The following is an 11,962-nucleotide window of genomic DNA, read 5'->3' on the forward strand; positions in this document are numbered from 1 at the left end:
CAACGATCGCCGCAATTCCGACTTCCGCAGCCATCCTGACGGCAAGCCGCCCAGCCGCCAAATGTCCCACCCTGCAACGCCGCAGGCGAGGACAGAAGCGGGCACCAGCACCATCCATCCCGCACTCGGATGACATCAACTCTCTTCATGGAGGATTAACATGGCCACTCCCCAAGCAATGGCCCCCGTTGACGCAAAGCCCCCGGTGGGGCGCAAGGACATGTACAAGGCATTCGCGGCCAGCCTGACCGGAACCGCGCTGGAGTTCTACGACTTCGCCGTCTACTCCGCCGCGGCTGCGATCGTTTTCCCGCTTATCTTCTTCCCGGCCTCGGACCCGGTCACGGGCACCCTGCTGGCCTTCTCCACCTACGCCGTCGGTTACATTTCCCGTCCTGTTGGCGGCATCATCTTCGGACGGCTCGGGGACGAGATCGGCCGCAAGAAGATCCTGGTCATTACACTGATGCTGATCGGCGTGGCCACGTTCCTCATCGGCCTGCTGCCCACGTATGACAACATCGGCGTCATCGCCCCCGCCATCCTCGTGTTCCTCCGCTTCGCCCAGGGCGTTGGCGTCGGCGGCGAATGGGGCGGCGCGGTCCTGCTCTCCAGTGAATTCGGCGACCCGAACAAGCGCGGATTCTGGGCCTCTGCCGCACAGATCGGCCCGCCCGCCGGCAACCTCATGGCCAACGGTGCACTCGCCGTCCTCACCCTGACCCTGTCCGAAGAAGACTTCCTGAGCTTCGGCTGGCGCATCGCGTTCCTGATCTCGGCGCTGCTGGTGGCCTTCGGCCTCTGGATCCGGCTCAAGCTCGAGGACACCCCCATCTTCAAGGCCATGGAGGCCCGGGGCGACAAGCCCAAGGCCCCCATCCGCGAGGTGCTTGCCACCCAGCGCCGGCCCCTCATCGCCGCCATGCTCAGCCGCATCGGCCCGGACGTTCTGTACGCCATGTGCACCGTCTTCACGCTCACTTACGGCATCCAGGAGCTCGGCTTCGACCGCGGCCAGGTTCTCGTCGCCGTCCTGATCGGATCAGCACTCCAGATCTTCACCATGCCGCTCGCCGGAGCCATCTCCGACCGCATCAACCGCCGCCTGGTCTACGGAGTCGCCGCAGTTGGCGCGGCCGTCTGGGCCTACCTGTTCTTCATCGTTCTTGAGGGACGGTCCCCGGTCATGCTGGTCGTGGGCATCGTGCTGGGCCTGCTCTGCCACTCGTTTATGTACGGACCCCAGGCAGCGTTCGTCGTCGAGCAGTTCTCGCCGCGGCTCCGCTCCACCGGCAGCTCACTGGCCTACACGTTCGCCGGCATCATCGGCGGCGCCATCGCCCCGTTTATGTTCACCCTCCTGCTGAGCACGTATGACAGCTGGGTCCCGGTGGCCGTCTACCTCAGCGTCGCCTGCCTGCTGACCCTGGTGGGCCTCGCCCTGGGCCGCGACTCCAACGTTGCCGAGGATAAGGAATACCTGCAGACCGGGCAGGCAGCGGCTGAACTTGTGGAATCCAAGTGAGCCAGCCACACGCCCTCCTGGCCCCCGCCGACGCACGCCTGAAGTTCCGCAACGGCCTGGTCACCCCCACCTCCGGCTGGAGCGATGGCTACACCCAGGCGAACCTGATCGCGGTGACGGCCGACTACGCCGATGAATTCATCGAATTCTGCAGGCTGAACCCCAAAGCCTGCCCCGTCATCGACATCATTCCGGCCGGACAGTATGAAAGCGCCCTGGCGCCCGGCTCCGATATCCGCACCGATATCCCCGCCTACCGCGTCTGGCAGGACGGCGTGCTCACCGCCGAAGTCCCCGACGTCGCCGCTGTGTGGCGTGACGACATGGTGGGTGTCCTCATCGGCTGCAGCTTCACCTTCGAGGCCGCGCTGGCCAGCGAAGGGATCCCGCTGCGGCACACCGAAACCGGCCGCAACGTCCCCATGTACCGCACGAACGTCGAGTGCACCCCTGCCGGACGGATCCACGGCCCCATGGTGGTCTCCATGCGCCCGATGCTGCCCGAGCTGGTTGAAACCGCCATCAGGGTCACGTCGGAAGTGCCGAAGGTCCACGGCAGCCCGGTCCACATCGGGTCACCGGAGGACCTCGGCATCGCCGACATCAACCGCCCCGACTTCGGGGATGCGGTGGAGATCCGGCCAGGGGAGGTGCCGGTTTTCTGGGCCTGCGGCGTGACACCGCAGAGCGCAGTGATGGCATCCAGGCCCTCCTTCGCCATCAGCCACGCTCCCGGGCACATGTTCATCACTGATATTCCCGAAAGCACCTACCGGGAACCGGCGGGAGAGCCATCGTGAAGCGGAGACTTCCCGTGGCCGAGAAGCGGGCCCGCCGCGTCATCAACCTGTCGGTGCCACGCCAGCAGGCCACCGGCACACACTGCGAGCTGACCGGCGTCTGGCGGAGCCCCACGGGAGCGAGCATTCAGCTCTACGAGGGCCAGCTCATTCCGAGCGATTCCGGCCGGCCCTGCGTCTGGACCTACGCAGGCCTCCCGGCAAACAAGACGGATTCGCGCGAGGCCCGCGTGGCCACTGCTGAACACCACAGACAGTAAATGCCGCACACGCAAGCGGACGACGGCGGGACCTCCCGCCGTCGTCCGCCTGCGTTTAATCGGGGTGCTACGGCAGTCGCAGCACCCCGGCGGCCGCCACCAGATAGGGCGCGGGACCCGGACTCGTAGCCGCGCTCGGCGAACACGCGCAGCGCGATGGCGGCCACGGCATCGGGATCAATCGTCACCGGGCGCCCCGTGGAGCGCATCACCCTCAGCAACGTCTGGAAGGACCCACCATCGGACCGCTCACCTCAACGAGGCTTGGAATTCGGACCGTGGACGTAGGCGTGCCGCTGCTGTCCATGCACTCCTCCCGGGAACTCTGTGGCGCGGGAAGATCCGCACCGGCTGGCCACGGTCACGGAGTTGTTCTTCCGGACCGCGGCCACTGGGTCTGCGTAACCGGGTCTCGCCCGGCAGTCGGGTCAGGGTGTAGGTCTAGGCCGTTCCAGCCGCCGCATACACGCGAACCCAATCCACTCGCATCTCGCCAGCGCCGTTAGCGGTGCTGTCTGGGAACCAGTCCAGTTGTAGCGTCTGGTGCATCGAACCGGGAGGCTGGTGCGCGGAGTTGTTGTCCTCAAACCACTTCACGCCATCGACGTAGCCGACGATCCCATTCGGAGACCAGTCAACCGCGTAGTTGTGGAACTGAGTAACGTCCAGAGCCCTGGACGCCGACGTCTGCGAGTTCGAACATCCATAGTGGTGGAAGAACGTGATGAGGTTCCAGTCACCAGTCGTCTCCGCGTAGTCAACTTCGCCGTCACAGGGCCAATTCTCACTATCCGGCCACATGATGGACACCATATGGTACTCATTATCACCGGACCCGGCCGCACGGACTTCCCACCGCCCGTACTTCTGGTTTGCGAACTTCGCGCCCATTCCAGCGGTCGTGCCGTCCGGAGTTCCAGTCATGACCATTTTGGAACCGTCCACGGTAACCTGCTCCGGACTCCGGACACCGTTGCCCGCGTGCCCGGCGCTGTTGTAAACAATCCACTTCGTGGCATCCGGCGCACCTGTGTAATTGAACTCGTCGCCAGTTACACGCGTGCCCCAACCATGGACTACGGCCGCCTCGGTAGGTGTTACCGTGTCAGGCGCGGTCGTCACGACCAGCCTTGGACGCAGGGCGGAAGAAGATTCCTTCGACTTGAATCCGATCCACTTCTGCGCGTTGCTTTCCAGCTTGAAGTTCTGCTCGCCACCCTTTGCGCTAACGCCCTTAGTAACATCCCATTCAACCCAAGAGCCGGTAGCGAACCCGCCAGCCTTCCCCAGCCACGTCCCGCGTGCTGGTGCATTATTCCAGGTAACTCCCCTCTCGGTCCAGCCGCCAGACGTAGTGAAAACATCCACGAACTCAGTGGAAGTTGTGGATGCCTCCGAATATGCCCGCAGTTTAGCCGAAACAACATGTTCGCCAGCGGGAACTGGAACATTGAACCGTAGGAGTGTGTTCCGCCAGATGTTCGCACGGCCCTCTGTAGACAAACGGACGCTAGCCCCAAAGTTGGTAGTCGCCTTGTCCGCCTGTACGTAGGTGTCTACGGTCGGCGAGATCGTCGTTGCGGCGCTTGCAGTTGTCGGAGTAATGATTGCGAACCCAACCAGAATGGATGATGCAACAGCTACGCATTTACGCCAGAACATCAGCCCGCCCCTTATCAAGCCTAAAAATATTCTTGGACCCTGTGCCACCCGCTGCCGGACTTCCACATGTCGGCCCACTAGGACCCGTCGTTCCACCACAGCTTGCTCTGCGACTTGTCCGACCTCGGCGGATTGGCAACGCCTGAATGACTGATGCTCTGATAGCCGTAATTGCCGGCGGCCCAAGCACCGCTGGAATTACCGAGCAGACTTGTAGGGACGCTTGTGGCGAGGACGAGGGCTTTACTAAGTCAGCGGACGTAGCTTTCATATTCATCGCTGTTTCTACTGGGGATTTAAAGTATCCGATTGGGTTAAGCAAGCGTCGACCCAGAAACAACGACGGCTAAATGTAAATGCCAGATATGCCAAAGCGTAGACCAGAAGCGAAAGAATGCGCAATAAATCCCCTATACCTATGTCCAAGGAATGTGCGAAAACCCCTATACATAAGTAGTGAACGGCACCACCAGAGATTCGCCCCGACATCGCCACCGAACAGCAAGCCATCCTCGATGCCATCCACCACCCAAAACTCCCGCACTAACACCTTCCTGCTCAGCGACGACGGCACCAACGTCAACGGCGCCATCCTGGCGTCCGACGGCGGCTGGTCGGCGCTGTAGGGGAGTGGCACCCAACGCGAGCGGACGACGGCGGGAAGTGCCGCCGTCGTCCGCTAAGTAATCTGCGACGCCCCCGATCTGCCGCGCACGTGCCTTGGGGATATGGTCCACGCGGAAGACCTGGCCGTCACTCGGGTGTTACGTAAGCGCCTGAAATGCCGCCGTCAACCAGGAAGGTCGAGGCGGTGATGAAGGATGAATCGTCGCTGGCGAGGAAGGCGACTGCTGCTGCCAGTTCTTCCGGTTCAGCGAACCTGCCCAGGGGAACGTGAACGAGGCGGCGGGCTGCCTTCTCGGGATCCTTGGCGAAGAGTTCCTTCAGCAGGGGCGTGTTGACGGGTCCCGGGCAGAGTGCGTTGACCCGGATTCCCTGCCGGGCGAATTCGACGCCGAGTTCCCGGCTCATGGCCAGCACTCCGCCCTTGGATGCGCTGTAGGAGATCTGAGAAGTGGCAGCACCCATGACCGCAACGAACGACGCAGTATTGATGATTGAGCCCTTCCCCTGCGCCTGCATGTAAGGGAGGGCGTATTTGCAGCAGTAGAAAACGGAGGTCAGGTTCACTTCCTGGACCCTGCGCCACGCATCGATTCCTGTATCGATGATTGAGGCATCGTCCGCCGGCGAGATTCCCGCGTTGTTAAAGGTGATGTCAACGCTTCCATAGGTTTCGTGGGTCACGGCGTAGAGGTTCTTCACTTCCTCTTCGCTGGTGACGTCCACCTTCACATAGAGGCCGCCGACCTCGTCGGCAGCCCGCTGCCCAGCGGTTGGGTCCAGATCTGCGATGACTACATGAGCCCCTTCTGCGGCGAAGCGGCGAGCTGTGGCGAGCCCGATCCCGCTGGCGCCGCCGGTGATGACAGCGCTGCGTCCCTTGAGGCGGTTGGAAATTACTTCAATCATTTTTTCTTCCTTTTGTGGTGAGGACGTTATGGGTTTGTGGAGATGAAGACGTTTTTTGTTTCGGTGAACGCGTTCAGGGCGTCGGGGCCGAGTTCCCGTCCGAGTCCTGACTGCTTGAATCCGCCAAAGGGTGTGGAGTAGCGCACCGAGGAGTGGGAGTTGACTGAGAGGTTTCCCGACTCGAGTCCCCGGGCCATTCTCAGCGCCTGACCGATGTCCCGTGTCCAGATGGATCCGGACAGACCGTAGATCGAGTCATTCGCCAGGCGGAGTGCGTCGGCTTCGTCGTTGAAGGGAACGACTGCCACGACGGGGCCGAAGATCTCCTCATGCATTACCCTGTCCTCGCGGGCGGGCGTAAGAACGGTGGGGGGGAACCAAAATCCCTTGCCGTCCGGCGCGGATCCCCGGAAAGCCACAGATGAGCCGTCCGGGACGAAGCCGGAGACTGTGCGGTGTTGGGCTGCGGAAATCAGCGGCCCCATGAACGAAGCCTCGTCGCTGGGGTCGCCGACCCGCAGGGCTTTCACTACGGGTTCCAGGAGCTCGAGGAATTTTTCATAGACGCTGTCCTGGACCAGGATTCTGGAGCGGGAGCAGCAGTCCTGCCCGGCGTTGTCAAAAGCGCCTCCGGGTGCTGCTGCAGCAGCGGCTTGGAGGTCCGAATCCGCGAAGATGATGTTGGCGCTCTTGCCGCCCAGCTCCAGGGTCACGGGCTTGACCTGCTCAGCGCAGCCGGCCATGATCCGCTTACCGACGCCGGTTGAACCGGTGAAGACAACCTTCCGCACAGCAGGATGGGTCACGAATCGTTCCCCGACGACTGAGCCCTTGCCCGGTATGATCTGCAGGACTCCTTCGGGCAGGCCTGCCTCCCTTGCCAGCTGTCCAAGCCGGATGGCAGTCATGGGAGTCAGCTCCGCCGGTTTCAGAACGACAGTGTTGCCAGCGGCAAGGGCGGGGGCGAAGCCCCAAGCGGCAATGGGCATGGGGAAGTTCCACGGGACGATTACCCCAACGACCCCGAGGGGTTCGTTGAAGGTGATGTTGACCCCTCCGGCAACTGGAATCTGCTGGCCAAGGTGCCGCTCGGGGGCTGCTGAGTAGTACGTCAGGACATCGCGGACATTCCCTGCTTCCCATCGGGCGTTACCGATGGTGTGCCCGGCGTTGCGTACCTCCAGCTGGGCAAGATTTTCCAGGTCGACGTCTACTGCCGCAGCAAACCTGCGCAGCAGGAGAGCCCGGTCTGCAGGGGCAACATGGCGCCAGGTCTCGAATGCCTGGACGGCTTTTTCGATTGCCCTGTCAGTGTCCTCGAGTGTTGCAAGGGCTATGGTCTCGATTACCTCTTCCGTTGCCGGATTCAGGACGTCAAACGTGCTGGTGGACATTGCCTGGGCTCTCCGTTCGATTTTTGCGGTAGTTGGTTGCAGCCTCAATGAACCCATTGAAAAGCCGAAGATCGTTGGGATTCTGTTCCGGGTGGAATTGGACCCCTAGTGCCCATCCGCCCGTTGCCGTTTCGAGGGCTTCCACCGTGCCGTCGGCCGCCGCCGCCGTGACGGAAAGGCCGTCAGCGATCCGGTCCATGGCCTGATGGTGGTAACAAGGTGCGCTGGCCGATGGTCCCAGCAGATGCCGGCTGATGCTGCCCGGCGCCGTCGTGAACTCCACGTTGCCGAATACACCGGGCGCCGGTTGGTAGTCCGCCTCCGGGTTCACATCGGGGATGTGCTGAATCAGCGACCCGCCCATGGCGACATTGAGGATCTGGGCTCCCCGGCAGATGGCGAAAAGGGGGACTTCGGCGTCCAAAGCTGCCTTGGTCAGGGCGATATCGTGCACGTCCCTGGCCGGTTGGGCGCGGGTGAGCCGGTGGGGCTGCGCCCCGTACTGTTCCGGGTCCACATCGCTGCCTCCGGAGATGATCAGTCCGTCCAGCACCTCCACGATCGATGGGTCAGTGCCGACAGGCGGCAACAGGACAGGAGTGCCGCCGGCAGCGACGACCGCCTGGACGTAGGTTCCCGGCAGTACTGCCGCATCCGCTGTCCAAACGCCCCAGGAAGCCTTCTGAAAGTAGGTTGTCAGCCCGATCCGTGGGCGGTAGCTATCAGAGCCGTTCAAAGACACGCTTGCGCTCCCAGTCCGTTACGGCGCTGTCAAAAGCCTTCAGCTCGACATCTGCTGCGAAGACGTAGTGGTCCACAACTTCATCGCCGAAGGATTTGCGTGCAATCTCGCTGTTGGTCAGCAGGGCGCGGGAGTCCCGCAGGTTGGTGGGTATGCGATCTGCGTCGGACTGGTAGGCGTTACCGGTCATGATCGGTTCGAGGGGGAGCTCATTCTCGATACCGTGGATGGCGGCGGCGATAAGCGCGGCGGCTGCGAGATAAGGGTTGACGTCCCCGCCTCCAACGCGGTTTTCCACCCGAAGGCCGGGACCGCGGCCGACGATGCGCAGTGCACAACTGCGGTTGTCCAGCCCCCAGGCGATGGCTGTGGGTGCGAAGCTGCCTTCTACGAAGCGTTTGTAGGAATTGATGTTCGGGGCGACGAAGTAGGCCAGCTCCTTCAGTCCGGCGAGTTGGCCTGCGATGAAGTGCTCCATGACAGGGCTGAAGCCATGCTCGCCATCCCCGGCCAGGACCGGATTGCCGTCCAGGTCGGTCAAGCTGAAGTGGATATGGCAGGAACTGCCTTCACGTTCGTTGTACTTCGCCATGAAAGTAATGCTCTTGCCCTGCTGCGCGGCGATTTCCTTGGCCCCGTTCTTGTAGAAAACGTGGTTGTCGCACGCAGTAAGCGCTTCTGCGTATCGGAACGTGATTTCCTGCTGGCCCAGGTTGCACTCGCCCTTGGAAGATTCAACGACCAGGCCTGCCTTTTCCATGCCCGTTCGAATGCTTCGGATGACCGGTTCCAGTCTTGCCGTGGCCAGGAGGGAGTAGTCCACGTTGTAGCGGGTCGAGGGCGTGAGTCCCTCGTACTTCTTGTCCCAGGCTTCTTCGTAGGTGTCGTCAAACATGATGAATTCGAGCTCGGTGCCAATATGGGCGCGGTATCCCAAGGCCTCCAGGCGTTCGATCTGCGCGCGCAGGATCTGGCGTGGGGACTGGGAGACGGGGCGGCCGTCCAGCCAGAAGATATCGCACTGGATCATGGCAGTGCCTTCCAGCCACGGCACCCGGCGCAAGGTGGAGACGTCGGGCCGCATCACCATGTCTCCATAGCCGTTCGCCCACGAGGACATGGAGTACCCGTCAATGGTGTTCATCTCCACATCCACGCTGAGTAGGTAGTTGCAGCCTTCGGCCCCGTGCCCCAGCACGTCTTCGAGGAAAGACCTTGCCCCGCAGCGTTTACCTTGCAGGCGTCCCATGGAATCGGTGATGGCAACGACAACGGTGTCGATGTCACCGGAAGCGACCAGGTCCCTCAGCTCATCGACGCCGAGTTGGCCTTGCGCGGACGTGCCGGTTGTTTGATTCGTCATTTGATTTCCGTAACTTTGATCGTATTTATGAGAGAAATTTATGGACCGTGACGGGACGCGTGTCAGCTCTTGAGTTCGGCCTCGGCTGCAGCCAACTGCGCGAATTCCTCTTCGGGAGCGCCTGCAACGATGCGGTGCCGGCTGTAGAACCAGTAGTAGAGGAGCGCTGCGCCGAAGATTGCAGCTGTTATGGATGCGGCGAATACGTCGACCACGAATGTTGCGACGACCGCGACCGCAGCAAGGACCAGTGCGATTGAGGTGGTGGCGACCCCTCCGGGTGTCCGGTAACCGCGGGGCAGGTCCGGTTCCTTCCTCCTCAGCACAATGTGCGAGAGGTTCAGGAGGACATAGGAGACTGTTGCACCAAAGACGGCGATGTTGATCAGGAGTGCGCCGTCACCGGTTATTGCCGCCAGCAAAAAGCCGATTGAGCCAGGGACGATCAGTGCCCAATAAGGGGTTCGCCGTTTGCCTGTCAGGGACAGCCATTTGGGAAGATACCCTGCCCGGGACAGTGCGAAGAGCTGGCGGGAATAGGCATAAATGATGGAGAAGAAGCTGGCTACGAGCCCGGCGAGGCCAGCATAGTTGACGAAGTCTGCCAGGAAAGTGTTGCCACCGTACGCCAGGCGCAGGGCCTCCGGGAGGGGGTTATCGGATTTACTCATTGCGGCTGACCCTGCGGCGCCCGGAACGAGTACGAGCATCAGGGCCCCGAAGACGACCAGGATCACAACGGCGACCATGATGCCCCGCGGCATGTCCTTCTTCGGATTGGCCGTCTCCTCAGCGGCCAGGGGAACCCCTTCGACTGCAAGGAAGAACCAGATGCCGTACACGAGTGCACCGACGGCGCCGCTGATTCCCATCGGGAGAAAAGCGCTTGAGGTGGGCGAGCCGTCAGGGACTATGTCAAAGAGGTTCTGGGCGTTGAAATGTGGGATCAGGCCCACGACGACGGCGGCCAGGGCGACGACGGCGACTGCGGTGATGCCGAAGATCATCTTGAGAGCCTCTCCCACTCCGCGGAGATGGATGCCCACAAAAACAGCGTAGGTCACCAGATACACCGGCCAGGAGTTGGTCAGGCCGAAGAGTCCCAGCGCTTCAACATAGCCGCCAATGAAGATGGCTATCGCAGCCGGCGCAACGGCGTATTCAATGAGCACGGCCATTCCGGTGGCGAATCCGCCCAAGGGGCCCAGTGCGCGACGGGCGAAGCCATATCCGGCGCCTGTGGCAGGAAGCGCCGAGGATAGCTCGGCGAGTCCGAAAGCCATGCAGGTGTACATGACGCCCATGAGAATAAAGGCGATGAGGAGACCGCCCCAGCCGCCTTGGGCGAGGCCGAGGTTCCACCCTGCGAAGTCGCCGGAGATGACATATGCAACTCCGAGTCCGGCAAGCAGGATCCACCCCGCGGCCCCGCGTTTCAGTTGCCGGTGCTGGAGATATCGCTTGTCGTCGGTAAGCTGGGCTGAATCAGAGGATGCCACTGTTAGTTCCCATCGTCCAAGGTTATTGGTATGAAATAAGACCATAAGCTCGTTACAGTGTGTGGCAGATCACGAGCATGGTCAAGGGGTTCCTTGATCTCGGGCAACTTTTCCTCGGTTCAACCGTGCTTCCGGCCGGTGCGGCGGTTTTCCCGCTTCAGCGGGCCCCCTGCCATAGGCCTGTTTTTGGACCGATTAGGATAAGCGTATGGAAGAGGAACTGCTCGGAAACCCCGCCCCGATTCTCCGCCCGGTCCGGCACGGCAACGCCTTCGAGGAGACCATCGAACGCTTGCTCCAGAACATCAAACTCGGTCTGTTCGGTGTAGGGACCAAGCTGCCAGCCGAGCGGGAACTTGCCGAGACGCTGGGCGTATCGCGCGCCACCCTGCGGGACGCCCTGGCCGAGCTGCAGAAGGCCGGATACGTTGAAGTTCAGCGCGGCCGCTATGGAGGAACGTACGTGTGCAGCCGGCCCCCTGCAGGTTCGGGGTCCTACCCGGAACTCGATCCGGCCGAGGTAGACGACGTCCTAACCTTTCGCGGCGTACTCGAGCCGGCGGCCGCATCCTTAGCGGCCAGGGCGACGTTATCACCTGCCCAGCGCGGTCACCTGCTGAGGACTTTGGCCGAGGTGGCCAGTGCGCCTGCGAATCTGTACCGGCCGAAGGACGCAAGATTCCATGTGGCGATCGCAGAAGTGGCAGGATCGCCAAGCCTTGCGCTCGCGGTGGCGGATGTCCGCTCAAAGGTAAGTGACCTGCTGGACCGGATACCTCTTATCCAACCCAACCTGGAACATTCCAACCGGCAGCACCAGGAAATCGTGGACGCCATACTCCGGGGCGACGATGAGGCAGCCTTCAAGGCGGCGCAAGATCATCTGCAGGGAACAGCGTCGCTGCTACATGGATTCCTCGGACATTCCCAGCCTGAGATTTCCCCGCAATCGACTGCTCCACAGCGTTGAGTTGACACGGCTTCCCCGCTGACGGGCCGATGCTGGCCGAAGCCGACGTCGCCTTCCGTCCCTCCCCCCAGGCGGCCGCCTGCCCGGCCTTGGACACCGTCCCCCTATTTCCCCAGCATCCATTGCCTGGCTGCAGTTCGCGGGTTCACTATGGATGGAAACGGGACGGCCGGCTCGGTCCGGAGCGCTCACCGCCTGACGGCTCAAGGGAGAG

Annotated in this window: 10 protein-coding genes and 2 pseudogenes; 6 read left to right on the plus strand and 6 right to left on the minus strand. The window is 62.1% G+C overall.

Annotated features, from left to right (window positions below; translation table 11 throughout):
* Nucleotides 1-160: 160 nt before the first annotated feature.
* From AU252_RS13180 to AU252_RS23215, 4 genes and pseudogenes are all read left to right on the plus strand, one after another.
* On the plus strand, nt 161-1,525 hold the full coding sequence (locus AU252_RS13180) for an MFS transporter (protein WP_058931119.1): 1,365 nt from the start codon (nt 161-163) through the stop codon (nt 1,523-1,525).
* Nucleotides 1,522-2,325: a putative hydro-lyase gene (locus AU252_RS13185; protein ID WP_205630572.1), complete on the plus strand. Its 804-nt coding sequence runs from the start codon at nt 1,522-1,524 to the stop codon at nt 2,323-2,325. The genes AU252_RS13180 and AU252_RS13185 overlap by 4 nt, the downstream gene beginning before the upstream one ends.
* Entirely contained in the window at nt 2,322-2,585 is a 264-nt protein-coding gene (locus tag AU252_RS23620; RefSeq protein WP_157768981.1) for a hypothetical protein, read from the plus strand. Before AU252_RS13185 ends, AU252_RS23620 begins: the two co-directional genes overlap by 4 nt.
* 230 nt (nt 2,586-2,815) lie before the next feature.
* Nucleotides 2,816-2,990 (plus strand): annotated as a pseudogene (locus AU252_RS23215) (M18 family aminopeptidase); the annotation flags it as partial.
* A gap of 36 nt (nt 2,991-3,026) precedes the next feature.
* Here AU252_RS23215 and AU252_RS23220 read toward each other — a convergent pair.
* Entirely contained in the window at nt 3,027-4,247 is a 1,221-nt protein-coding gene (locus tag AU252_RS23220) for a DUF7594 domain-containing protein (RefSeq protein ID WP_083510586.1), read from the minus strand.
* A 545-nt stretch (nt 4,248-4,792) separates the two neighbouring features.
* Between AU252_RS23220 and AU252_RS25015 the strand changes: the two are divergent.
* Nucleotides 4,793-4,873, plus strand: a pseudogene (locus tag AU252_RS25015) (short-chain dehydrogenase); the annotation flags it as partial.
* A 127-nt stretch (nt 4,874-5,000) separates the two neighbouring features.
* Here the strand turns inward: AU252_RS25015 and AU252_RS13200 are convergent.
* From AU252_RS13200 to eat, 5 genes are all read right to left on the minus strand, one after another.
* The gene (locus AU252_RS13200) at nt 5,001-5,780 is read right to left on the minus strand and encodes a 3-oxoacyl-ACP reductase (RefSeq protein WP_058931121.1); all 780 of its coding nucleotides are present in this window, start codon (nt 5,778-5,780) and stop codon (nt 5,001-5,003) included.
* A gap of 26 nt (nt 5,781-5,806) precedes the next feature.
* Nucleotides 5,807-7,174 (minus strand): aldehyde dehydrogenase family protein, encoded by a 1,368-nt coding sequence (locus tag AU252_RS13205; protein ID WP_058931122.1) that lies wholly within the window; start codon nt 7,172-7,174, stop codon nt 5,807-5,809.
* A complete protein-coding gene (locus tag AU252_RS13210) occupies nt 7,155-7,916 on the minus strand; it encodes a gamma-glutamyl-gamma-aminobutyrate hydrolase family protein (RefSeq protein ID WP_240484176.1) in 762 nt (253 codons plus the stop codon). The genes AU252_RS13205 and AU252_RS13210 overlap by 20 nt, the downstream gene beginning before the upstream one ends.
* Nucleotides 7,897-9,279, minus strand: coding sequence for a glutamine synthetase family protein (locus tag AU252_RS13215; RefSeq protein ID WP_058931123.1), 1,383 nt, complete (start codon nt 9,277-9,279; stop codon nt 7,897-7,899). The genes AU252_RS13210 and AU252_RS13215 overlap by 20 nt, the downstream gene beginning before the upstream one ends.
* Before the next feature lie 62 nt (nt 9,280-9,341).
* Complete coding sequence (gene eat / locus AU252_RS13220) at nt 9,342-10,778, minus strand: ethanolamine permease (RefSeq protein WP_058931124.1); 1,437 nt, start codon at nt 10,776-10,778, stop codon at nt 9,342-9,344.
* A gap of 208 nt (nt 10,779-10,986) precedes the next feature.
* On the opposite strand from eat, the gene AU252_RS13225 reads away from it, so the two are divergent.
* Nucleotides 10,987-11,748 carry a FadR/GntR family transcriptional regulator gene (locus AU252_RS13225; protein WP_058931125.1) on the plus strand — a complete coding sequence of 254 codons (762 nt, stop codon included), beginning with the start codon at nt 10,987-10,989 and terminating at the stop codon, nt 11,746-11,748.
* Nucleotides 11,749-11,962 lie beyond the last annotated feature (214 nt).

Source organism: Pseudarthrobacter sulfonivorans (genome assembly GCF_001484605.1).
Lineage (GTDB): Bacteria > Actinomycetota > Actinomycetes > Actinomycetales > Micrococcaceae > Arthrobacter > Arthrobacter sulfonivorans_A.

Coding starts and splice junctions, on each gene's coding strand:
- AU252_RS13180 (WP_058931119.1), top strand. CDS start 161: ATGGCCACTCCCCAAGCAATGGCCCCCGTTGACGCAAAGCCCCCGGTG.
- AU252_RS23220 (WP_083510586.1), bottom strand. CDS start 4,247: ATGTTCTGGCGTAAATGCGTAGCTGTTGCATCATCCATTCTGGTTGGG.
- AU252_RS13200 (WP_058931121.1), bottom strand. CDS start 5,780: ATGATTGAAGTAATTTCCAACCGCCTCAAGGGACGCAGCGCTGTCATC.
- AU252_RS13205 (WP_058931122.1), bottom strand. CDS start 7,174: ATGTCCACCAGCACGTTTGACGTCCTGAATCCGGCAACGGAAGAGGTA.
- AU252_RS13215 (WP_058931123.1), bottom strand. CDS start 9,279: ATGACGAATCAAACAACCGGCACGTCCGCGCAAGGCCAACTCGGCGTC.
- AU252_RS13225 (WP_058931125.1), top strand. CDS start 10,987: ATGGAAGAGGAACTGCTCGGAAACCCCGCCCCGATTCTCCGCCCGGTC.